The following is a 23,612-nucleotide window of genomic DNA, read 5'->3' as shown; positions in this document are numbered from 1 at the left end:
TGAGAAAAGTAATGGAGAGTTTGATTGTCATGAGTAAACAGCAGACGGAAATTGGGAAACTGAAAGAGGGCAAATATGTTGTTGTTGATGATGAGCCATGCAAAATTCTCTCCATCTCAACATCAAAACCCGGCAAACACGGAGCAGCAAAATCCAGAATTGATGTTGTCGGTATCTTCGACGGCGTCAAGCGCTCGATCGTTCAGCCGGTAAGCGCCAAGACGTATGTCCCCATTGTGGAGCGTAAAAATGCCCAGGTCATCTCGATTGCAGGGAACACCGTCCAGTTTATGGACATTAAGGACTACGAAATGTTTGAGCTTGAAGTGACGGACCAGCAGCTTTCCCAGCTTGAGGCAGGGAAGGAAATTCCGTACATCGAATCCCTCAACAAAAAGAAACTCGACCTCTGAAGAGATGCAATATCTATCACACAATTTTTTTGCGGATGCTGATGCACCGTACGAATCCGCAGAGTATGTAATTTTTGGTGTCCCTTACGACGGAACAACGACCTATCTCGCAGGCACACGTGAAGGGCCGGATGCAATCCGCCGGGTAACACGGACATTCGAAACCTATATTCCGGATTTTGATATCGATCTGACCGACATCCCATTTACCGATCTCGGAAATATCGAACCGGAGTCACACCCCGACATGGTTGTCGCACAGGTAGAGGACGTTGCCCGGGACCTGCTGGCAGACGGAAAAATTCCCATCCTCCTCGGCGGGGAGCACAGCGTCACGGTTGGTGTTATCCGTGCCCTGCGACCCGACTGCTATATCGTATGCGATGCTCATCTCGACCTCCGGGAAGAATACGGGGGATCGCCATATAATCATGCCTGCGTAACCCGAAGAGTCGCTGAACTTGGGGTACAGGACATATTCATCATCGGGGCAAGAAGCGGCACCCGGGAAGAATACGAGTATGCCCGCACCCTTCATCTGTATACCGCCGAGGATGTCCGGGAGAGGGGAATATATGACATCATTGAGGAGATACTCCCGGCAATTGCCGGAAAACGAACCTATCTCTCAATCGATGCAGATGCCATTGATTGCTGTCTTACTCCGGGACACGGGACCCCGGAACCGTTTGGTCTGACCCCTTTTGACATCAGGGACGTGATCCGAACCATAGGTCCTGAATCATGTGGCTTTGATTATGTGGAAGTCTGTCCCATCGATGCGGGTCAGACCGCTGCGGTGGCGGGCAAACTGGTCAGGGAATTTATTGCCTGTCACTGGAAAGAAAAGAACGTTCGTTAGAACGTATCCTCCGGGATGAGTATTCTGATGGTGTAGGATTTGACCAGTTCTTCATACAGGATAAAATAGAAATTCCCGGGTTCATAATTTTCCAGCACCCACACATTATCGTCATCAATGATGACCGGGGCCATTTCCCGTGTGCTAAAGACCCGGTAATCATTTCTGTCATCCGCATTTCTGACCTGAACAGCCATATACGACTCATAGGGACTGCCGGTCCATCCCTCGAATGTCAGGTGAAGTTCCCAGTATCCTGATGGGATCTGAAGGATTTCGGTGGTTCCCGAAGCGTCGCCGCTGATAATCGCATACGGCACCATCGTCCGGTCGCTCTGATAGGCCACCGGCTGTGGCCGCATGGAAATCGTTGTTTCCTGCTCGATATTGTACGTTGAAGGATCAACATACTTCACCGGTTTTGGCTCCCCGTCCCATGCAGGGGTCTGCACCGGAGTGGGAGTCGGAGGAGGGGAGGCCGTTGTCACGGATGATGTTCCCTCCTGAAGACCCGAGAGGTCTGCCGGAATGGCAAGTGGCTCATCGGCATCAGCGTCACCATCACCGCCAAAGATCGCTTCACCCTGGAGAACGGGTTTTACAAAAATTGCCATCGACAGTACAACCACAACAGCAATGATGAAAAAGACCGCATCCTCTTTTTTCATAGAAGAATGTTGGATTTCAGCAATATAAGAAGATGATGCATAAATCCACCATTCTGCCCACATCCAAACCAAAGTATAAATAATCAATACGCTGAATTGCCTTACACATCATCAAGCACTTACGATATGCACAAATTGCATCAAAATTTTTTTTACATATAAATGTTTTGTTGAATAATCGAGTTATGCGATTCGATTCATGGAAAAGTATTTATAATTCACATTCCAAGTATTCTTGTTAATCACTGAATCATAGTGGTTCATCTCATGGAGGAAATGTAGATGCAGAAAATTATGAACCGTGAAGAGGGTTTCACCGGTCTTGAGGCTGCAATCGTGCTCATTGCATTTGTGGTCGTCGCCGCTGTGTTCTCATACGTGGTCCTGGGCGCCGGTTTCTTCACAACCCAGAAGTCTCAGGAAGTTGTGTATACGAGTGTAGATATGGCATCGTCGTCGATGGAGATCCTCGGTGATGTGTACGGTCTTGGAACGAACAACACCGTCACCACCATCCGCTTTACCGTCGGTCTGAGTGCAGGCGGCACCGCTGTTGACTTTGACACCACCCAGATGGTATTTGCAACATCGAGTGTCGTGGAGATCCTCCCCGCTGATGACCCCCTGTATGACACAAATGGCACATCTGCCGGACACTGGTGTATCGTTGATGGTGCATCAGCAAACGATGTTCTCCTTGAGGGAGACGACAAGTTCACCATCGTTGCCATGCCCAGCACCGCACTCGGTGTCAACACGAAGTTCAACCTTGAGGTGCGCCCCTCCGTTGGTTCACCGCTCGGCCTGAAGAGGACCACCCCGCCGAAGATCGACGCGGTCAACCTCCTCTACTAAACAACACTTTTTCTCCGCATTATTATCTCAGTTCACGCTTCATTTCTTCGACGATTTCGGTCACACCATTTCCTGTTCGCGGCAGCTGTGACGTACCTTGAGCGCTTGCGGCCATTTGCCAATCAATACTGAAACGCATTGGCGAAACCCCGGGAAGAAAACTGACGAATAATGTTTTCATTTCCCAAAAACTATCACGCCGATTCTGAATTATTGATGAGATTTGGCAATTATTTAGAACTCTCCGTTTTCAACAATTCGGGAACAATATTTATAACTCCGGTAAAAATCAGGATAAAAGATTTTATACTATACTTTCAAATATATCACACATATGTCAATAAACCAGTCCCAGGTCGATCATATTCTCAGCAGCGCTTCCGCAGATGACCCGGAAGTCAAACTGCAAAACCTGCAGGACGAGGTAGACTTATTGAAAAAATCGGTGAAACGACTCCTCATCGATATCAGGGAGCGAATGAACGAACTGGAAAACCCGTTCATTCTGGCGTCTGCCGCGTCAACACCCTCCATCATTCAACCGGTTCCGGCTCCGGCCCCGGAACCATCTTTGGAGGAAGAGAAGGTTACTCAGGCCAAGGAACCTGTCGCAGATATTCCTGTATCATCTCAGGTCGATTCCCACGCCACCCCGGAGAAATCCGTATCCGGAAATCCTTCTGTAATACACAATCCCTATGATATCCCCTCCTATCAGCAGCTGATGTCGGATGAGGCGATGCTGAAGAACCTGCAGCAGAAACTTGCCGGACTCCAGCCAGAGACAGATAAACCGCGTGAGGAGAAACTCCATCTCCAGAAACTTCATCAGCTGTTCGAGTGGACCAACAGAATGGTGAAAAAATATGGTCATGACCGCCTGGAGATCATGATGCAGTCCTACCGGACGATGGGATATATCGAGGAGGACGCCTTCGATCAGGTCATCGAAATTGCACGTCTGATGCCGGAATCACTGGGGGAATGCCATGAGATCGGATCGAAGGAATTTGTATCGGAACTCTATATCCTCAACCGGATACTCTCTCCCAACGACGCCTCCCTTGATCGGGAGATGATCGAGGTGCTGATGGCGATGCACAATGCAACCGATCTCCAGAAGGAAGCCACGAGCGACAGAGAGGGGAAAACCACCGCATCCACCGAGGACTGGATCAAAATGCTTGACAGGATATGATAGATGTCAAGTGAAACATTTGCCACCGCCATTTTTCTTATTACTGCCGTTGTAGCGGCCGCCATTCTGGTCAATGCTTTTTTTCCTGTCATATATTCAGCAACATCGACATTCACCCAGTCATCCCAGAGTGCCGATGAACGGTTACGCACGGATATCAAGATCATCAACGCCTTCTCGCCGACGGACGGAGGTGCGACGAAGATCTGGATCAAAAACGTGGGATCGAACAGAATAGCAGATACGGACATCGACACCTCGGATATCTACTTCGGCCAGCCGGGAGATTTCGACATTCTTCTCTACACTTCAGGAGCGCCCTCGGCCGGAGAATGGACATACAGTATCAGGGAAGATACGTCGAACGGGTACTGGGATACGGGGGAGACATTGCAGCTGGAGATGAAACCTCTCGCCACCTCACCTCTTCCCCCGTCCGGCGGGGTTGTCTATTTCCAGTATGTTCTTCCGACAGGAATCGCGGTTTCGACAACTTATTCCGCAATATGAGAGGTACACATGGCAAGCGGAGGTCTCATTGCAACGGCGGTAGCACTCATCCTTCTCATCATAACCGCCTATGTGATTATCGGGGGGATCCTTGCCACGACAGAAATCGTCTCCGCAGCACAAACGGATAAATTCAATCACCAGGAAGCCAGAATGCGAACAGATATCGAGATCACCGGGTCGACCATAGTACAGCCCACCGGCGTCATGTACCTTCAGGTGGAAAATACCGGAAAGGAGATCATCTCCGGCTTTGAGTACTTCGACCTTCACCTGATATTCCGGAACGACAAGGAACCGGTGTATTATTCGTATTCTTCCTCCATGCCCGGAACCGGAGAATGGACCGTCGAAGGGATAACACCCGACAGTATTCATAAAAATCAGCTGGACCCGGGTGAAACACTAAATCTGACGGTTCAGTTTCCGCTCACGGAGATCCCGGAATGGGTACAGATAACAACACCGAACGGCGTATATGATTCAGGCTATGTGAACTGAGACGAGGAGAAGGAGTACAATGGGAGGAGATTTACTTGGGGACCTGTTGGGTGGCAGCGATAAGAATATCCTGTCGACCGGAAATCCCGAGATTGATAAAAAACTGGCAGACGGCCTCCCCCTCGAATCCCTGACTCTCATTGAAGGAGAGAATGATACCGGAAAGAGTGTCATCACCCAGCAGATCATCTGGGGCGCCATGAAAGGCGGACTCGATGTTGATCTCTATACCTCGGAAAACACCTCCAAAAGCTTTCTGTCACAGATGGAATCGATGAGCCTCGACATCTCGGATTATTTTGCCTGGGGATACCTTCGCATCTTTCCAATGCATACCATCGGATTTGAATGGGGTGAGGCGGAGATGCAGGGCATTCTTCAGAGAATTATCAATCATATAAAAAATTCAAAGGCGCAGGTCGTTATCATCGACTCCCTGACCCTCCTGACCGAGACGACAACACAATCCGATCTTTTGGCGTTTCTGACAAACTGCAAAAATATTGTGGATTCAGGAAAGACGATTCTTATCACCCTGCACACTTACGCCTTTGAGGAGGACACACTCGTTCGTATCCGTTCCATCTGTGATGCCCATCTGATGATGAAACGGGCGCTGGTCGGGCAAAAATATGTGATGATCATGGAGGTCGTCAAGGTGCGTGGCGCCCGAAAAACCACGGGTAATATCGTGTCGTTTGAGGTTCACCCGGGCTATGGCATGAAGATCATCCCCATTTCAATGGCACGGGTGTAGGAGGAACACATGGGAGCGCTGAGTGCATCGATAAACCTTCCCTTCGTCCCTGAGGACTATGATGAAAACGAGGATTACTTCTCGAACGAAGGTCTCGAAGCAAATGCACTCTACAGAATGCTCCCGGCAAATGCCAAGGAGTATGTCAAACATGCCCCTCACCTCCTTGAGTACCTCCAGATATTCCCCGTCAATACCTTTGGGATCCCCCTCTTCTTCTCGGAACTGAAACGGGATCTGAAAGGACTGGAAAGCCCCAATCTCATCTACCCCGTCAGCGACATGACCTTCATTCACATCTTTCCCGATGAGAATGATGTCCGCAATTTCTACATCCCTATCGAACCATCATTTCTCCATAGCGTAAACGAGATTCTTCCCCATGTCGAGAAAAAACTGGTCGATTTCATCGATAGTTTTGAAGATGACCCTGTCACCGACAAGGAACGCACGGAAGTCCTCAAACGGGTATTGCGGGAGATCACCTACATCAGGGGATTTGATGAGGACATTGAGTACCTGACTTCCACCGCCTCCGAGACAAAAGGACTGAAAGACCGACTCATCAACTTCCTGAATACCGATTTTTCAGAGAAAAAAGACCTGAAAAAATCAGGGCTTTCGGATATCCCCACCACTCCGGACGGAAAGATCATTGTCACCCAGCAGGAATACCAGTCCATCGAGTATCTTCTCATACGGGATAAAATCAATATGGGTATCCTCGAACCGTTTCTCAACGACGAATATATCGAAGATATCACCTGCGATGGCGTGGGCCCGATCTTCATCGAGCACAAGACGTTCAAGGGTTTGAAATCAGCCGTTGAATTTCGGACCTCTGATGAAATCGATGAATTTGTCATAAAAATGGCCGAACGGATCAAACGCCCGCTCACCTATCGCGACCCGATCGTCGATGCCACGCTGCCGGACGGCTCACGTATCAATATCGTCTACGGAACCGAGATCAGCAAACACGGCAGTAACTTCACCATCCGTAAATTCTCCGAGGAACCGGCAAGCATTCTCAACCTCATCGAATGGAAGACGACGGATTACATGGTCGCCGCTTATCTCTGGATCTGCCTTGAGTTCGGCATGTCACTCTTCGTGAGCGGAGAAACGGCATCGGGAAAAACAACCAGCCTGAACGCAATCACCGGTTTTCTCCCCCCGGAAAACAAGATTGTCACCATCGAGGACACACCCGAACTTACTGTCCCCCACAAGAACTGGACGCGGCAGGTATCCAAGGGGAAGGGAAGCGGAGAAGGTGACGGAGGAGCAGTCACCATGTTCGATCTGCTACGGGCGGCACTCCGTCAGCGCCCGAATCAGATACTCGTCGGTGAAATCCGTGGATCGGAGGGCGCGGTCGCCTTCGGTGCGATGCAGACCGGACACCCCGTCATGAGTACCTTCCACGCTGCATCCGTAGAAAAACTGATCCAGCGTCTCTGCAGTGATCCCATCAACATCCCCATGACCCACGTCGACAACCTGAATATCGTCATCATCCAGAGTGCGGTACGACGGCCAAACGGGGACATGGTCCGCCGAATGCTCTCGATAAATGAACTGGTCGGGTATGATCCCGATACCGGTGGATTCTCCTTCGTTGCGATGTTTGTGTGGAATCCAATCACGGATGAATTCGACTTTACCGGACGTGGCTCAAGTTTCCTCCTCGAAAACAAGATCGCAACGCTCCTCGGCATCCCGGAGAACAAACGCTCGGATATCTATCTCGAGGTGGATAAACGGGCAAGGATACTTGAACGGCTGCATAAGGCCGGATATACAAGATTCTGGGACCTCTACGACATGATGACGAAGATCAAAAAGCAGGGACTCCTGAAAATCGAGATCTGACATGTTAGAGTCGCTTTCTTCATCCCTACGGGAACGTTCCGGCGGAAAACTTCCATTCGAAGACCTGGCCGGCGACATTCGTGGTCGCCTGGACCAGATTTTTGAAAATAAAAGAATGGGAGCGGACCTTCTCTTCATGATCACCTATATGGCCTCTATCATCACCTCGGATGTATCAAGACCGGAGATCTTTGCATTCACTGCCGAGCGCAAGGAGTATGTCACCTCCAAATACATCGGGAAGGTCGAGCGGTTCGTTAAAAGATGGAATTATAATTACGCCAAGGCTCTCGAACTGGTTGCAGAACGGACGAAGAACGCAATGCTCAGCAGTATGCTGACCCGATACGGCAATTCCATCAGTTCCGGTGTCCCCGACGATGAATTCATTCGCCTCGAACTCTCGACCGTCCGCAGTGTCTACCGCAACCATTTCGAACAGGGAATCGAGATGCTGAAAAAATGGGGTGATGCGTACATCGCCCTGATGCTCTCCAGTACCATCGTCAGTATCATCATCATGGTATCGGTGGCGATCTATGCACCAACCGATCTCGATTCCACCCTGAATTCATCCTATCTCCTCATCATAGGCATTGGACTCTTCGGCATCATCACCATGTATCGATCAATCCCGGGAGATCAGAAATGCCACGATAACCCAACAAAAGGGAGTTACGAGCAGCAGACGATCAAAAAACTGGAACGGATTATTCTGCCCATCCTCGGTATCTCGATTATCATCATGTTCATCCTGGGATTCAACTTCGGCGTTATCTTTCTCGTTATAGCCATTTTGCTTGCTCCTCTGGGAATATTCGGCTTCATCGATGATAGCAACATCATCCACAGGGATGAGGATTTTACAACCTTCATCCGAAGTCTTGGAACGATCATGGGCGGCAAGGGTCTGACCGTCACAACGGCAATGGGCGAAATCGACAGAAAATCACTGCCTGTTTTGTCTGAATTTATCGATGCAGCATATTCCAAGCTCAATCTGGGACTTGATGATGATATGGTCTGGGTCCGCTTCATTAATGACAGCGGAAGCAACCTCATCTACAAATACCTGAATATTTTCAGGGATTCGGTGAAACTGGGAGGAAATCCTGCAGAAATTGCCAAAGTGGTGAGCTCATCGATGCTGGAACAGACACTTCTCCGGGAGAAAAGAGAGATGCTCGCAACAGGATTCATCGTACTCCTGATCCCGATGCATGTCGCCATGATTGCAATTTTCGTATTCCTGTTCCAGATTCTCATCTCCATGTCGCATGCCGTAACCTCGGTGATGGAGAGCTTCTCCGCCAGTTCGGGAGCACTGAGCGATTCATCGGCAAATGTCGGATCATCGATGTCCGGAATGATGAATATCTTCGTGAATTTTCCCGAGGAAAAGATGGGATTCTATATAACGATGGTGATTATAATAATTACCATAGCAAACATAATCGCAGGAAAAATCGTAAAGGGCGGAGATAATTACATGTATTACGCATTCGGGAGTCTTCTCTTTGCTCTTTCGGGCATTGTGTATATTGTCACTCCGTTTGTCGTCGACATGTTCTTTACCATTCCAACGATATGAGGAGCATTTTCATGAATGAAACAGTACGCCGCATATTAATGATGTTCGGGATCATCCTCGTCGGTTCAGTCTTTATTTTCCTGGACGCATCAATTCCCATCATTATCGGAGGTACGATAGCATTCGGAATTATTCTCATCATGGGCCTCGGCCTGATGACGCTCGAGGATATTCGAAACCTACCGGCGATCATCACCCGCCAAAAAGATAAGCAACCATCGGATCAGGCAGCGGTTACGCAGAAAAAGGGGCGTTCATCGGGCAGCAACGAAAACCCGGATCTGAAGAATTCCGATACTTCTTCCGGAATATTTACCCGAATACGCGGTAGCAGCGCAAAAAGAAATCCTCGTTCAGGCAAGGCCCCCGGCAGACATGATAAATCCAGGGACAAACACAGTCCGGTAACAGACCTTGTACTTGCAACACGCTCCATTAAATCCCGGTTTATTCGTTCAAGGGATTCATCTCATGGACAAAAAATCGATGAGCTCCTTGATTCCACCATACATGAGCCGGTCACAACCACGGTACAGGAGCCACTGCCGGTAGAAGAAGAATCCACCGATGACAGTTCAATTCCCGATCTGCTATCGGATGATTTTGATGACGAGGATTTCGGGCTTCTCGATGACCTCGAACTCGATGATGATGTTCAGGGCCCGGAGGGAAATCGAGCGTCAGGGGATGTAGCTGAACCGGTATCATCAGGGGGCTCCGTCGATATGGGCAATGGCGCAATGATGTCAATTGATGCAATCCTTGCCGAAAATGCATCATTCGATGATAATGCAGTGATTCCCGAGGCGGAACCAGAGAACGACATTTCCGGGGAGACTGCAATTGGAATCGGGTCGATGGAGGACCTTGATGCAATCGAAGTCGATGGTGGATTCATTACCCTTGACGATGACCTGGCTGAGGCCCCCTTCTCCGGGTCGGTCAAACCGGTGCAGTCTGATGAGGATGAACAAACCTTTCCCTTCGTCCTTCCGGAAGAGACAAATGCGACCGGATTTGCGGGTTCTGATGATATCGATGGAGATCCTTTTGGCTCCTTTAGCCTTGATGAGCTGGATCTGAATGAAAATGAATCGCTCGATGACCTCGAACTGGATATGGTCGAGGAGGAAGAGGATATCGATTCAATAGGCCTGCTTCCTGATGATGTTCTCTCAGAGAATATACCACAAAGTGGGAATACCCCGCCAGCATACAACCCGGCAAAAAAGGAGGTCATCAGTTTCGGAGGGTACGGAGATTCAACATCCGACGAGATCATGTCGTTTGGCGGAGGCGATGACGACGGTCTCCTGAGCATGCTGAAAACCGATATCAAACAGAAGAAAACGATTCAGGATGCAAGCCTTGTTCGTGACATGAAGGACACCGATGTCGATTCCCAGGATCTCATCGAGGGACTGGAAGATGTGTTAAAGAAGATGGGAGGCAAACCTTCCTTCCAGACAAATGATCAGAATACGGAGATGTAAATGAAAACGTTACCTGCCAAAATAGACAACAACGGGTCATGGGTAGCCGCGAATATTCAAATTGATGAGAAAGTGATTCATCTCCCTGAACCGCTCACGACCGATATTCCCCTCAAATCCATTGATGACCTCCAGCAGAGAAAAAACATTCTCGAGCTCTCGGTGAAAGGGAAGGAAGGCCCGTCATACAGGATCGCATCCGTTCCCAAGGCACTCACCATCCTGAAAAAAGTCATACTGATGGGATGTTCCGGATATCGTCTGATGGCCTACTTCATGTCCCCGGCGATAAAGGGCGGGGTGATGGTTAAGGACGCCACATGGGAAAAAGGCGCTATCGTCGTCCTTAAATCAAGGATCTGGTTTGTGGGACAGAATTCCCAGATTTGTCTGCCCATCATGGATGTCTCGGCCATTGAAAAAACGACGAGGGATGTCCAGGGAAAAAAGACGGAAGTCGTAAAGATCGATCATGTCGAAACCGGCGAAGTGACGACAAGTTTCGTTCTCTGTCCGCCGACAACCCTTGAGGTGCTGTTCAATTACCTGGCTGACGCAACGAAGGATATCTCGATGGATCAGGAGTTAGACCCGGTATCAGCCCAGGTTGCAATGCTGGTCTACAGCGGAATGGACACACATGCAATAGAAAATATGCTGGACAAATCCAATCCTGAAATTGAAGCAATATACGACAAAATGATGAAACTTGGCATGGTGGAAGTTGTACTCACAAGAAGAGAAGTGAAGCTTACGACAAAAGGAGTACGATTTGTTACCGAGGCGGTAAAACCACCAGAGATTTAATATTTGTTGTTGTAACCGAATATATTTTTTATATGAATACGCCCCCTTCATCCGCCATTTCTCCTTTTAGCGAATATTTATTACCTTTGTAGCAGAAGATTAATTGATAGGCAATGGGGAAAATATTAATCGTTGATGACACGCTTTTCATGAGGACACTCCTGAAAAATATTCTGTTTTCCGGATCTCACGATATTGTTGGAGAAGCGGAAAACGGTGAGGAAGCGGTCGAAAAATTCCGAACTCTGAAACCTGATCTGGTCACAATGGATGTTGTGATGCCAAAAATGAACGGTATTGAGGCATTGAAGGAAATTACTTCGCTCAATCCTTCAGCGAAAGTAATTATGTGCACAGCAGTCGGTCAGGAACAGATGGTAAAACTTGCGATAAAATCAGGAGCAAAAGGGTATATCGTAAAACCATTCCAGGCCCCGAAAGTACTCGAAGAAGTCAGGAATGTGCTGAACCAGTAATTTGCATGCTCAGAGTCCTGATAGTTGATGATTCGGTGTTTATTCGCACCATATTATCAGATATTCTATCCGAAGACCCCGGGATTGAGGTCGTCGGGAAGGCCTCAAACGGGAAGGAAGGACTGGATAAGATCAAGGAACTCCACCCCGATATTGTCACCCTTGACATCGAGATGCCGGAGATGGATGGCCTCCAGATGCTCAGGCACCTGAAGTATATCAAAGAACGCCCGCGGGTTGTCATTCTGAGCACTCTAACATCCGATGATGCGGAGTACACGAAGACCGCACTGCGCCTTGGCGCCGATGATTTCATGCTCAAACCCAGAAACATCGGGAAGATAAAGGATATCGGTACGGAATTTTCGACAAAACTCAAGCAACTGGTCTCCATCCCCATCAGACCGGAGAACGCACCGAAAAATGTCCGGACTGATCCGGCTTCAAACATCGTTCTCATCGGATCATCTGCGGGAGGACCCCCGATGCTCGATGCCGTGCTGTCACGACTCGATGCCGATCTCAACGCTGCCGTTGTAATAACACAGCATATGCCCGAGGGATTTACTGCTGCTCTCGCACAGCGACTGGATAAAATATCTCCCCTTCCGGTAAAGGAAACAGAAACCGGCGACATCCTCTATTCAGGACATGTCTACCTCTCCAGGGGGGGGTATCATACCCTGATTACCAGAAATGTCAGCTCTTCGGGAAAAGAGGAGGCACGAATTGTCCATTCGAAATCCGCACCGGTCCATGCGGTACGCCCCGCGGTAGATCTGACATTCACATCGGGTGCAAGAGTATTCGGACCACGAACTGTTTCCGTCCTTCTGAGTGGGATGGGAAGCGATGGGGGAGAGGGAGCACTCTCGATAAAAAATGCCGGAGGAAAAAATCTGGTTGTCCGGGAATCGGATTGTCTCGTCTACGGCATGGCCCGTTCCGCCCTGCAGCGCAACTGCGTGGACAGGGTCCTTCCCCTAAACCGGATTCCAACAGAAATCAAACGCTCACTAGAGGAGATGAACAGCAGACATGTCTGATGACGATACATACCGGAAACTCTTTGTTGCTGAATCGCAGGAAAACCACGAAAATATCGTAAATAATCTTCTGGTTCTCGAGGAAGGCTCAGATCCGACAGCAATCGATGAAATATTTCGTGCAGCCCACACCCTGAAGGGTATGGCGGCATCAATGGGATATACTGTCATGGAAAACCTCTGCCATTCGATGGAGGACGTCTTCGATGACATACGCAACGGGTCAAAGACCGTAACACCGGGTCTTGTGGATCTGCTCCTGACCTGCACGGATACCATCGATGAAATGCTGGATGATATCGAGAGGGGTGGAGACAGTTCGTCCGTCGATGCAAATGAACTGGTCGGAGCACTCCGTGCAGCAGTCGACGAATCAGGGGAAGTATCCGGTAACAATGAACAGGATGCCGATACATCCCCATCTCCCGCATCCCTGCAGGAAAATAATGCAGGCATCCTCATTTCGGCATCAGGATCGGAAGAATCGCCCACCTCCCTACTCCCCCGGTATCACCTGTGTCTCACTGTAGAAAAGGACTGCATGATGAAAGATGTCCGTGCACTGATTGCTCTGGAAAACCTGAAACAGATGGCCACCATCATCACGACGATACCGGAAGAGGCGGAACTCGACGAAGGCAAATTCGAAGGAACCCTTGATGTAATTCTTGTATCCGATGCCGGACGGGAGGCACTCCTTTCGGCAGCAAATGTTACCGATATCAGTTCCACTGAGATTACGGAAATATCGCCCGACATACCGGAGCGGGAGGTCGCTTTGAGTATAATGGATGAGATGAATCCCGGAGAGAATGAAAATGGCCAAAAAAGACATGAAAAATCTTCAAAAGGGGTCCAGAATATCAGGGTTGACTTAACAAAACTGGATCACATGATGACGATGGTCGAGGACCTCGTGATAAACGGCGGCCGCCTGAGACAACTGGCACGACAATACAACCTGAAAGAAGTTGATGAAGCCATGGGAATGGTCAGCCGTTCCATCTCCGAACTCCAGAACATGATGATCAACATCCGGATGATCCCCCTCAACCAGATCTTCAAGAGATTCCCCCGGGTTGTCCGTGATGTTGCCGTTCATGATGGAAAAGATGTTGAATTTCTCATGGAGGGTGGGGATACCGAGATGGACCGGGGCGTCATTGACGGACTGGGAGACCCGCTCCTCCATCTCATTCGTAATGCGGTTAACCACGGCATCGAACGCCCGGAAGAACGGATTCAACGCGGAAAAGATCCAAAGGGAACCATCAGGCTGCGGGCCTGGCGGGAACGTGGAAATGTCCTTATTGAACTGAGTGATGACGGTGGGGGGATAAACCCGGATGCGGTCCTGAAAAAAGCCCTCCAGAAGGGCCTTGTGGATACCGAAACCGCAGAAACACTCTCCAAAGAAGAGATCACGGCATTCCTCTTCCAGCCGGGATTCTCGACAGCCGAAACGATTACCGATATCAGTGGCCGAGGAGTCGGACTCGACGTTGTCAAGAGCACAATTGAATCGTTACAGGGATCGATCGCCGTTTCCTCCGAACCAGGAAACGGTACGACATTTACCCTCACCCTTCCACCGACGATGGCAATCCTCGAAGTGATGATGGTGAGAATTAACGGGAGAAAATGTGCCATACCCATCAATTCGGTTGTCGAAGTGGCAAGAATCAATCCAAAGGAGATTACCCGCATCGGGAAGAGCGAGGCCATCCCCTTCAGGGATGATGTCCTCCAGATTCACCGCCTGGAAGAGATGTTTGGAATGAATGTCTCGGGAGACATTATCGTCGTCGTCCAGTATCAGGGACATAAATGCTGCGTACCGGTCGACATTGTTGAAGGCCAGCAGGAAGTTGTGGTAAAACCACTGAGCAGGGTAATCGGCACCTGCCGTGGTGTAAGCGGCGTCACCATCCCCGGCGATGGCGACGTCATTCCGATTATTGATGTAAACACGATGGTATAAATGGTGAAAATATGGATCTGAATGAACAACAACTGGATGCATTGAAGGAAATGGGGAATATCGGCGCTTCACACGCAGCGACCTCGCTATCCCAGATGCTGATGAATGAGATTACGATGACCGTTCCTAAGGTGACGAAGATCGACATTGCAGACATTGCCGGATATTTTGGGGAAGAGATCTGTGCAATGGTTGTCTTTGAAATTCAGGGAACCATCGAACCTGCGGGATACATCGTCTATCATGTTCCGAAGAAATCCGCTATCAGGATGACAAATGCAATGATAGGTCTTCAGGATGAGGATCGCGAGTTCAATGAGATGGATGAGAGCGCCCTCATCGAAATAGGCAATATTATGGTTTCCCATTTCCTGGATGCAACTGCGGAGTTACTGGGAATCGTCATGCTGCCGTCACCGCCGGCCCTCGCCATCGATATGGCTCATGCATCCTTTGAAAACATCGTCGCCCAGGTGGCACTTGATATCAACGAGATACTCCTGTTCTCTACCGAACTGCAGGAGTCTGAAAACGATATCCAGAGCACAATTGTCCTTCTGCCCGAAGAAAAAACCCTGACATATATCCTGACACTCCTCGATAATCTTCTGCAACAGGTTCCCTGATGGCTGGAATATCATGAATGGGCATACTGCGGATACCGGAGATAAAATCAACGTCGGAATCGGTGAATTCTGCGTCGGTTCAATGACCATGACGTCGATCGGCCTTGGGTCCTGCATTGCTCTGGTGATTCATGACGACTACCTGAAGATCGGGGGAGTCGCCCACATCATGCTCCCGGACAGCAAGGGACGGAGCGAGAGGCCGGGGAAATTCGCGGATACTGCGGTTCCTCTTCTTAAAAACGAACTGATGGAGAGAGGATCCAGGCCCCGTTCACTCCAGGCAAAGATCATCGGCGGTGCCCGCATGTTTCAACAGTTCAGGGGCGATCTGGATATCGGCTCAAGAAATGCAGATGCCGTCCGGGAAAGCCTTCGTGCCCATTGCATCACCCTTGTTACCGAGGAAACCGGAGGAACATCAGGCAGGTCCGTCACCTATTCCCCGGCCAATGGGGGGAAGATCACCATAAAGCAGGCAAGTGGAGAATGGAGAGAACTATAGGACTGTTGGCGACACTCCTTTTGATCCTGTCTCTGGCAAATCCCGCCACAGGAGTGGTCGTCCAGACATTTTGGCCGGGGCAGGATTCCATCGTCAGTTGTGATGTCAGGGATATCGCCGAAAGCCACGATGGGATGGTGGCCTTTGCAACATCATCGGGCATATCCATGTTTGATGGCGGGTGGACCTCGACACATCGCACCCCATGGGATTATGAACGGGGAATGAGAGATGACTATCTCACATCACTTTCCTTCGACGTTCACAATTATCTCTGGATAGGGTACGGCGCCGGCGTCCAGACGTATAATGGAGAGTATTTTAATAATATCGACGAGGGTCAATTCTTTCAGCATATGCCGATCCATGATATCCTGAGAGCGGGGGAGGATATATGGATTGCAATAGGCAACTCCGGTCTTCAGAGATATTCAGAGGACTCATGGACGTGGTATCGCCCGTTTACCAGCGGAGGACTGGACGCCTATTGCATCGACAGTCTGGCGTGTGATCATCAATCCGGTTCCATATACGCCCTTTCCGCAAACAATGGCCTGTGGAGGACGTCAGGTGAACATGACAACCAGCACTTCGAGAAAGTCAGTACTATCCCCGACATCGATTCGATAGCCGGTATTACCGACTATCCCTTTGGAGGCGTGATCGTCTACACTGACAAACAGATACACGTATTCTCAACAACAGGGAATCTGACGACCCTCGTTATTGCTGACGACCTTGGGCCCGAAGATATCCGTTTCCGTGATGTAGAGGCAACAGAAGATGCCGCACTGCTCATCGGCACCAATAACGGCATGTATGTCGTGGCTGACGGGAAGATTCGACAACACATATCTCAAAGCACCGGTGAGCTGCAGAATAATAAGATCATAAAAGTCTTCCAGGATTCAATGCACCGGTACTGGTTTGTGACACCCTACGAGACAGGGTTTTTTACTGGCGACATTGACACTCGCATCCCCATCGAATACGCTGAAGAATACCCGAATACAAGTGCACCCGAAACCAACCATAACCTTTTGGAAATCCAAATCATCTACACCGAGAACAGATGAGACTGATTATTTTATCTGTATGATTTTGAGCGCATAAAGGTCTACGGATTCCATGAAGACTTTTTTTGCCTGCTGTGCCCGTGTATCATCACTGCTGAAAATGTCACGGGCCAGATATTCAAGAGGAGACAGATAGTATTTCAATGACCTGAACCTTCTGGAAGCTTCATTATAATGCGCAAATGCTTCGGTTTCCTGTCCTTTCATGACAAAAAATGCGAAATCCAGAAGCTGAATTAGATAATTCGGCATACCCTTCTCCTGGGCCATATTGCGATATTTCGTGTAGGAAGGGGTATCATTTGCCAGAAGGGCCAGTTTCATGCCAAAATAGACCGGTTCAATACTCTCGGGATACTGTTGCATCATCTGTTGGACAAGACCGTTTGCTCCCACCGCATCCTTTTTTTCAATCTTCAGATGATAGGCTTCACGCAGGAAATTCAGATCGCTATAGAAGCGGACAGTAGCAATATTCAGCATTTCCATGCGTTTTTCATCATTCCCGTCTTTTTTTGCCTTTTGGATGCCCGTGCTGATAAACCACTGTTCATTCGGGAACCACCAGAGTGCAATTTTTATCATGAACCAGAAGGCATTCTCCGTTTCGGGAGTCGTCATATAGTCGACCTGACGAACACGGTACATCGGGGGCTTGGTTTTCACCAGCTCAATCAGCTGCTCCCTGGCAGCCATTTCATAATCCTTCCCGGTCTGTGAGTCCTTACCACCGACCCGGTTCTTTTCTTCACTTGAAAGTTTGTAAAAGCAAAACGCCCGGTAAAATCCAATTCTGCTATCATAACGGCTATAATCACCGAGATATTCCAAAGATTCCTTATATGAACCTGAACGAAGGAGACTGATACCGGCCAGGATCCTTAAGGAAGCCTTACTCGAGGATTTACGCTTGCATCGTGCTGCATTTGAAATAATTTTCTCTATACCCTCGGGATCTCCTCCCGAAGACACCTTTTCCATGACCGCTGATGCAATACCGTCTATAAATTCATCATGAGTCGCATCGTCAATTGTGGAAAATCCGTTATCAAGAGCGGAAATGACATGAGCAAAAAAAACAGGGAGATTTGAATTTACTTTATCGCTATTCCTGTCAATGTAGGAAAGAAGATCATTCTTCAGCATGTCAATTTTTTCATACTGAATCGCATCGGTTAAATTCTCCCCTCGTGCCATTCTTCACCCCACAGTACATATACCCCGTATCAACCAATAAATGATTAGGATTTGGAGATGTCAGCATAATAAAATTCGCCGATAGAACGTTGCTCACGATCAAGATATGATCCGGGCTTGTTGATTCGGGGTCGTCCGGATTTGTCCCGCCTGAATGTCACACCGAGATTCTTCAGGAAATGATTCATCCCGTCTTTCATCTCATACGGTCCAAAAGCCGTACCGTGGACCCCCGGTTCCCCGTCAAAAACCAGCATTCGTTCGCTGATCATATCGATAATATAGATGTCGTGGTCGATGGCGATGATGCCTGCCTCCTGACTCTCGGCGTGTCTCCGCAGAATACGGGCCAGCTTTACCCTCTGCTCAACATCCAGATGTGCGCTGGGTTCATCAAGGATATAGAGATCTGCATCCTGCGAAAGGCACAATGCAATCGCCACCCGCTGGAGTTCACCACCACTGAGCTGATCCACCGGGGACTGAAGAAGCGGACCTATGGAGAGCGGTTCGATAATTTCGTGCTGATAGTAGGATGAATCGAACGATCTCGTTGCCTGCCGGAGAATGAATTCAACCGTGGAAGTCCCTTCGGGTTTGATGTACTGTGGTTTATAGGAGATCCGGACCTCACCGGTCATCTCCCCGACATCCGGGTGTTCAACACCGGCAAGAAGTTTTGCAAATGTACTCTTTCCGATACCGTTGGGACCAACGAGCCCGAGTACCTCCCCCTTTCGAATTTCCCCGCCATCGATATGAAGGGTAAATGCTTCGTATCGCTTTTCCATCATGGGGATTTCCACGAGAATCTCGCGGTCGACATCGCCGGTATGGGCGCGTTTTTCAAAGCTGACCGAATAGTCCCTGAATCGTACATTTTCCTCCGGGAGGAAACCCTCAAGATACTCGTTGATACCAATTCTGACACCCTTCGGACGTGTGATGATACCAAATACGCTGGGCTTGCCATAGGCAACATGCACCGTATCTGCAAGGAGATCGAGAATGGCAAGATCATGCTCCACAATGACGACAGGTTTTTCTTCGGCAAGCTCCCGGATTAGATCGGCTGCCTTCATCCTCTGGTAGATATCAAGGAATGGTGTTATTTCATCCAGGAAATAGAAATCCGCATCTCTGGAAAGGCACGCGGCAAGCGCAATTCTCTGGAGTTCCCCGCCACTGAGTTTGCCGATGGGACGATCCAGTATCGTGTCGAGATTAAGTTCACGAACATAATACTCAAGCATTCCCCGTTCATCGGTCGAACTGAGTAGTTCGGAAACCTTGCCCTTGAACACCTTGGGTATATAATCGATGTATTGCGGCTTGAGCGCCGTTTTCATCGAAGACCCTGCAATGGTCTGGAGATAATCGAAGAGCTCGGTGCCGGCAAATTTTTTCAGGATGACCTCCCATGATGCCTCTCCGGAAGGGTTGCCGAGATTGGGCGTCAGTTGTCCGCTGAGGATCTTTACCGCTGTACTTTTCCCTATACCATTGGCACCGAGGATACCCGTAACCTTCCCCTCGACCGGGATGGGAAGGCCGTAGAGAGCAAATCCATTCGCTCCATACCGGTGCGTCGCCTGCTCGAGCTCTTCCGGAAGAGTCACGATGTCGATAGCGTCAAAGGGACATTTTTTTACGCAGATCCCACACCCCACACAAAGTTCTTCGGATATCGAGGCTTTTCCGTCTTCCCCGATGACGACCGTTTCATCCCCGGTCCTGACACGAGGACAGTAGAGAATGCATTCTTTTCCGCATTTGGGAGGGTGACACCTGTCACGATGAACAACTGCAATGCGCATGATAAATCACTAAAAAAATTATATTGGTACGGTCAGGAGGATTGTCCAGCTTATGAACCAGAGGGATAAAGCCATGAACCCCTGATAAAACCAGTCTTTTCCACCCAGTTGGGTTACATCAATCTTCATAAGGAGAAAGATCTGTTTCTGGAAGACTATCGCCGCAAGAAGCAGAAGAATTCCGATAAGTCCTCTCGCGGAATTTTCCGGAAGAGACGGGTCACCGATGAGAGCAAAAGACAGGACTCCGGCAAGGATTCCCATGAAACACCCGATGGTCGTCCGGAGGATCCTCTCATTATGCTCTTTTATCCTAACTTCCTGCGTTTTTACAGGTTTCTGGCCAGATTTGTCCTCTGAAATATTCTCTTCACTCATCCTGCCACCAGTCATTATATTTTTGTTCTCCGACAATATGTAGTTTGGTACAGCGATGGCAAATAAAAAAGGCATGAGCGGACTGGATCTCCGTGCATTTATATCGGAATTCCGTGCTGTTCTTCCCCTGTGGATTGGTAAATCGTACCAATATGACTCCTCGTTCTTTGGAATACGGATAAACGGAGAAGATAAGAATAAATTTCACCTGTTTATCGAACTTGGCGTACGGATGCATCTTGCCGGTGAACTGCCCGAAGCCCCGAAAAATCCGTCAGGGTACTCGATGGTTATTCGAAAATACCTGAACGGGGGCAGGATTCTTTCCGTCACCCAGCCCGGCATTGAACGAATCATTGATCTTGAGGTGGGAAAAAGCGAGAAGCGGTTCCATCTGATATTTGAGATGTTTGACGAAGGAAACATCATCATCTGCGATGAAGACTACCGTATTATTCAGCCGTTCAGACGCCACCGGTTCAAGGACCGCGATGTCGTTGCAGGTGAACTCTATACCCTTGCCGGTCCTGCTGCACCGGACATACCGGATGCTGCAATGATGGAAGAGGCATTTCTGAATTCCGACACGGACGTTGTACGCACCCTTGCGACAAAAATGATGCTCGGGGGCCGGTATGCTGAGGAAGTCTGTCGTATTGCAGAGATCGACAAGGCAATACCGGCAATGGAGGTAAATCCGGCAGAAATCTATCCGGCCTACATTGCCCTCATCGGGCGTGCGGAAGCGGACACCGATCCCTGCATAACCCCTACAGGTTGCTGGCCGTTTCCCATTGGTGGCGAGGAGGCCATCACACGATTCCCTACCTTCAACGAAGCCCTGGATGCCTACTATCCAAAATATGAAGGAGAGCGGGAAAAACCGGCCAAAGGCAAAGAAAAACTGACAAAGGAGGAGATCATCAGACGGCGACAGGTTGAGGCGATACAGTCATTCGAAAAGAAGATAGCCGGATACCAGACAATTGTCGACACGATTTACGAGCACTACAGCGAGGTGGCGGCTATTATCGAGACGCTTGATGCCGCAAGTGCATCGACATCGTGGCAGGATATCGAAGATATCCTCAAATCAAGTGATTTACCTGCCGCTAAGGCCATCAAAAAAGTATATCCGTCTGAAGCAGCGGTGGATGTCCTTATCGGGGATGAGAAAGTCAAACTGTATGTTCACGAAACTCTCGAAGCCAATGCTGCCCGCTACTATGACCTGGTGAAAAAATTCAGGAAAAAGCGCACTGGCGCTCTGGCGGCAATGGAAAAATTCCGCGAACAACCAAAAAAGAAGAAGAAGGCAGAATTCCGCCCGATGAAGAAGGCATGGTACCATCGGTTCCGCTGGTGCTATACGAGCGACGGCGTCCTGATGATCGGGGGGAAGGATGCGGGATCCAACGAGGAGATTGTCAAGAAGTACCTTCAGGGAGGAGATCATTTCGTGCATGCCGATGTCCACGGCGGAAGTGTCGTCATCGTCAAGGGGGATACCGCCCACTGGGATGAGGTCGCCCAGTTTGCCGCATCCTATTCAAATGCCTGGAAAGCCGGCCATTTTACCGCGGATGTCTATGCAGCATATCAAAACCAGGTCAGTAAGACACCGGAATCGGGAGAGTATGTCGCACGGGGTTCATTCGTGGTGAGAGGAGAACGAAGGTATTTCAGGGACACGCCCCTGGGGATTGCCATAGGTCTGCAGACTGAACCGGAACTCGGGGTCATCGGCGGTCCCGTGAAAGCCGTCAGGGCACATGCGGAGTATTTTGTTGTTCTTACGCCGGGAACCTTTGAACCCAACGATATCGCAAAAAAAGTCCTCAAACGGTTACGCGAACGGTACCCCGATGACTGGAAGAGTATCAAGACCATTCTCAATGCCGAGGCGGTCATGGCATTTGTCCCCCCCGGCGGATCGGACATCAGGGAAGATCAATGAAGGCGGAATTTGAAGAATTCAGGAAACAGACCGGTGAGATACGTCTTTTTCCGGAATCCCTCGATGATCTCTGGCACCTGAAACACCTCCTCCGGGAAGGGGATCTCATCTATGCCCAGACATTTCGGAGCCTGGAATCCCAGACCGACAAGGTACGTCCGGAGAAATCGGAGAAAAAGCCGGTTCGCCTGGGGATACGGGTAACCAAAGTAGAGTTTCATCATAACGCCAACCGACTGCGCATCTCCGGCGTCATAGTACACGGTGTTGATGAAGGGTTTCATCATACGGTGAACCTGGAAGCCGGGCAGGAGATCTCGGTGATCAAACACTGGCACGGGATAGACCTCGAACGCATCGAACGGGCCGTCCGGGCATCGACTGCCGGCGTCGTCCATGTCATTTCCCTCGAGGAGGGATATGCGGAAGTCTACCGGATGCGCCAGTACGGACCGGAGCTCTTTACAACCATCAGCGGCGGCAGCGGCAAAAGGGAAGGAACGGATGCGAGAAGCATGTTCTTTGGGGATGCCATGGCAGCGGTTCAGGAGACGACCGGACCTCTTGTCATTGCGGGGCCGGGATTTGTGAAGGAAGATTTCCTAAAATTTATCCGTCTGCGAAATGAGGAACTGGCAGACCGTTGCCTGACGGTCGAGACACGAAGGGTAGGGAAAGGTGCGGTCCAGGAGGTCATAGGGCAAGGAGTCCTCGAGCGCATAACAGAGGACATCCAGCTTGCACGTGAGGTGAGCCTTCTGGACCAGTTCCTTGCCCGCATGGGAGGGGACGGGGCCATCGCCTATGGTATCGAAGAGGTCCGAAAGGCGATAGCCTTCGGAGCCGTTGAGGACCTGCTGGTCATTGACCACCTCATTCGTGACGAGGCGATAACATCCACCCTCGAAGAGGCCGAGGCGGTTCGTGCAAGGATAACGGTTTATTCTTCCGAATTCGAACCAGGCAAGCAGCTTGAAGCCTTGGGCGGAATTGCTGCCCTGCTCCGTTTTGCAATTGAGTAAA

23 protein-coding genes are annotated in these 23,612 nt (G+C 49.6%); 19 read left to right on the top strand and 4 right to left on the bottom strand.

Features of this window, described 5'->3' with window-relative positions:
* The first annotated feature begins 29 nt into the window (after positions 1-29).
* The gene (locus tag AZH53_RS02605; protein ID WP_319641995.1) at positions 30-413 is read left to right on the top strand and encodes a translation initiation factor IF-5A; all 384 of its coding nucleotides are present in this window, start codon (positions 30-32) and stop codon (positions 411-413) included.
* Positions 414-417: 4 nt separating this feature from the next.
* The gene (speB, locus tag AZH53_RS02600) at positions 418-1,275 is read left to right on the top strand and encodes an agmatinase (protein ID WP_319641994.1); all 858 of its coding nucleotides are present in this window, start codon (positions 418-420) and stop codon (positions 1,273-1,275) included.
* Here the strand turns inward: speB and AZH53_RS02595 are convergent.
* On the bottom strand, positions 1,272-1,943 hold the full coding sequence (locus AZH53_RS02595; RefSeq protein ID WP_319641993.1) for a hypothetical protein: 672 nt from the start codon (positions 1,941-1,943) through the stop codon (positions 1,272-1,274). The genes speB and AZH53_RS02595 overlap by 4 nt on opposite strands.
* Before the next feature lie 282 nt (positions 1,944-2,225).
* Here AZH53_RS02595 and AZH53_RS02590 point away from each other — a divergent pair, with 282 nt between their 5' ends.
* The 15 genes from AZH53_RS02590 to AZH53_RS02520 all read left to right on the top strand — a co-directional run bounded on the left by AZH53_RS02590 (position 2,226) and on the right by AZH53_RS02520 (position 17,240).
* Positions 2,226-2,798: a flagellin gene (locus AZH53_RS02590; protein WP_319641992.1), complete on the top strand. Its 573-nt coding sequence runs from the start codon at positions 2,226-2,228 to the stop codon at positions 2,796-2,798.
* Positions 2,799-3,132: 334 nt separating this feature from the next.
* On the top strand, positions 3,133-3,996 hold the full coding sequence (locus AZH53_RS02585; RefSeq protein ID WP_319641991.1) for a hypothetical protein: 864 nt from the start codon (positions 3,133-3,135) through the stop codon (positions 3,994-3,996).
* A 3-nt stretch (positions 3,997-3,999) separates the two neighbouring features.
* The gene (locus AZH53_RS02580) at positions 4,000-4,506 is read left to right on the top strand and encodes a flagellin (RefSeq protein WP_319641990.1); all 507 of its coding nucleotides are present in this window, start codon (positions 4,000-4,002) and stop codon (positions 4,504-4,506) included.
* Between the two features lie 9 nt (positions 4,507-4,515).
* Entirely contained in the window at positions 4,516-5,007 is a 492-nt protein-coding gene (locus AZH53_RS02575) for a hypothetical protein (protein ID WP_319641989.1), read from the top strand.
* Between the two features lie 19 nt (positions 5,008-5,026).
* A complete protein-coding gene (locus AZH53_RS02570; RefSeq protein ID WP_319641988.1) occupies positions 5,027-5,764 on the top strand; it encodes an ATPase domain-containing protein in 738 nt (245 codons plus the stop codon).
* A 9-nt stretch (positions 5,765-5,773) separates the two neighbouring features.
* A complete protein-coding gene (locus tag AZH53_RS02565) occupies positions 5,774-7,639 on the top strand; it encodes a type II/IV secretion system ATPase subunit (protein WP_319641987.1) in 1,866 nt (621 codons plus the stop codon).
* A gap of 1 nt (position 7,640) precedes the next feature.
* A complete protein-coding gene (flaJ, locus tag AZH53_RS02560; protein ID WP_319641986.1) occupies positions 7,641-9,230 on the top strand; it encodes an archaellar assembly protein FlaJ in 1,590 nt (529 codons plus the stop codon).
* A gap of 11 nt (positions 9,231-9,241) precedes the next feature.
* Entirely contained in the window at positions 9,242-10,723 is a 1,482-nt protein-coding gene (locus AZH53_RS02555; RefSeq protein ID WP_319641985.1) for a hypothetical protein, read from the top strand.
* Entirely contained in the window at positions 10,724-11,530 is an 807-nt protein-coding gene (locus tag AZH53_RS02550; protein WP_319641984.1) for a CheF family chemotaxis protein, read from the top strand.
* A gap of 113 nt (positions 11,531-11,643) precedes the next feature.
* A complete protein-coding gene (locus AZH53_RS02545; protein WP_319641983.1) occupies positions 11,644-12,006 on the top strand; it encodes a response regulator in 363 nt (120 codons plus the stop codon).
* A gap of 5 nt (positions 12,007-12,011) precedes the next feature.
* Entirely contained in the window at positions 12,012-13,052 is a 1,041-nt protein-coding gene (cheB, locus tag AZH53_RS02540; RefSeq protein ID WP_319641982.1) for a chemotaxis-specific protein-glutamate methyltransferase CheB, read from the top strand.
* Positions 13,045-15,033, top strand: coding sequence for a chemotaxis protein CheA (locus AZH53_RS02535; protein WP_319641981.1), 1,989 nt, complete (start codon positions 13,045-13,047; stop codon positions 15,031-15,033). Before cheB ends, AZH53_RS02535 begins: the two co-directional genes overlap by 8 nt.
* A gap of 11 nt (positions 15,034-15,044) precedes the next feature.
* Positions 15,045-15,659, top strand: a complete 615-nt coding sequence (locus AZH53_RS02530; RefSeq protein ID WP_319641980.1) for a chemotaxis protein CheC — start codon at positions 15,045-15,047, stop codon at positions 15,657-15,659.
* A 13-nt stretch (positions 15,660-15,672) separates the two neighbouring features.
* Positions 15,673-16,164, top strand: a complete 492-nt coding sequence (locus AZH53_RS02525) for a chemotaxis protein CheD (protein WP_319641979.1) — start codon at positions 15,673-15,675, stop codon at positions 16,162-16,164.
* Positions 16,149-17,240, top strand: a complete 1,092-nt coding sequence (locus tag AZH53_RS02520) for a ligand-binding sensor domain-containing protein (protein ID WP_319641978.1) — start codon at positions 16,149-16,151, stop codon at positions 17,238-17,240. Before AZH53_RS02525 ends, AZH53_RS02520 begins: the two co-directional genes overlap by 16 nt.
* Positions 17,241-17,246: 6 nt before the next feature.
* Here AZH53_RS02520 and AZH53_RS02515 read toward each other — a convergent pair whose 3' ends face one another.
* The 3 genes from AZH53_RS02515 to AZH53_RS02505 are packed head-to-tail and all read right to left on the bottom strand — an operon-like array spanning position 17,247 to position 20,632.
* The gene (locus AZH53_RS02515) at positions 17,247-18,437 is read right to left on the bottom strand and encodes a hypothetical protein (protein WP_319641977.1); all 1,191 of its coding nucleotides are present in this window, start codon (positions 18,435-18,437) and stop codon (positions 17,247-17,249) included.
* A gap of 44 nt (positions 18,438-18,481) precedes the next feature.
* Positions 18,482-20,254 carry a ribosome biogenesis/translation initiation ATPase RLI gene (locus AZH53_RS02510; protein WP_319641976.1) on the bottom strand — a complete coding sequence of 591 codons (1,773 nt, stop codon included), beginning with the start codon at positions 20,252-20,254 and terminating at the stop codon, positions 18,482-18,484.
* An 18-nt stretch (positions 20,255-20,272) separates the two neighbouring features.
* Positions 20,273-20,632, bottom strand: coding sequence for an EMC6-like membrane protein (locus AZH53_RS02505; protein WP_319641975.1), 360 nt, complete (start codon positions 20,630-20,632; stop codon positions 20,273-20,275).
* Positions 20,633-20,687: 55 nt separating this feature from the next.
* Between AZH53_RS02505 and rqcH the strand changes: the two genes are divergently transcribed.
* The gene (gene rqcH / locus AZH53_RS02500) at positions 20,688-22,589 is read left to right on the top strand and encodes a ribosome rescue protein RqcH (protein ID WP_319641974.1); all 1,902 of its coding nucleotides are present in this window, start codon (positions 20,688-20,690) and stop codon (positions 22,587-22,589) included.
* Positions 22,586-23,611, top strand: a complete 1,026-nt coding sequence (locus AZH53_RS02495; protein WP_319641973.1) for an mRNA surveillance protein pelota — start codon at positions 22,586-22,588, stop codon at positions 23,609-23,611. The genes rqcH and AZH53_RS02495 overlap by 4 nt, the downstream gene beginning before the upstream one ends.
* The last annotated feature ends 1 nt before the right edge of the window (position 23,612 follow it).

This window comes from Methanovulcanius yangii (assembly GCF_018687785.1).
In the GTDB taxonomy this organism is placed as follows: domain Archaea; phylum Halobacteriota; class Methanomicrobia; order Methanomicrobiales; family Methanomicrobiaceae; genus Methanovulcanius; species Methanovulcanius yangii.
The sequence above is the reverse complement of the archived record's forward strand: the minus strand, read 5'-3'. Positions and strand labels throughout refer to the sequence as shown.